This is a genomic window from Seonamhaeicola marinus (genome assembly GCF_008085455.1).
The window spans coordinates 1-437 of the sequence record NZ_VSDQ01000431.1; the positions used below are offsets into that span (position 1 = coordinate 1).

1 protein-coding gene is annotated in these 437 nt (G+C 37.3%); it reads right to left on the reverse strand.

All coding sequences use genetic code 11. The features are described 5' to 3' along the window. Nucleotides 1-437, reverse strand: a 437-nt coding sequence (locus FUA24_RS07545) for a B12-binding domain-containing protein (RefSeq protein ID WP_187388209.1), incomplete at both ends; no start/stop codon positions are given.

Here is a 437-nt window from a genome sequence, read left to right on the forward strand (position 1 = left end):
GTTATTACAGGCCAGCACCACACTTACAATATTTTTACCAATATCGTGCACATCGCCTTTTACTGTTGCCATTAAAATTTTACCAACAGGCTCTGAGTCTTCAGTTTTTTCGGCTTCAATAAAAGGATTTAAGTAAGCCACGGCCTTTTTCATTACACGTGCCGATTTTACTACTTGTGGTAAGAACATTTTACCTTCGCCAAACAAATCGCCAACCACATTCATACCAATCATTAAATGGCCTTCAATAACATCAATTGGTTTTTCGGATTCTTGTCGCGCTTGTTCAATATCTTCAATAATAAAAGCATCTAAACCTTTTACTAAAGCATGCGTAATTCTTTCTTGTAACGGGTTTTCTCGCCAAGATAAATCGACTGTTTTTTCGGCTTTTGAGCCTTTTACAGTTTCAGCAAATTCTAGCAAACGTTCGGTAG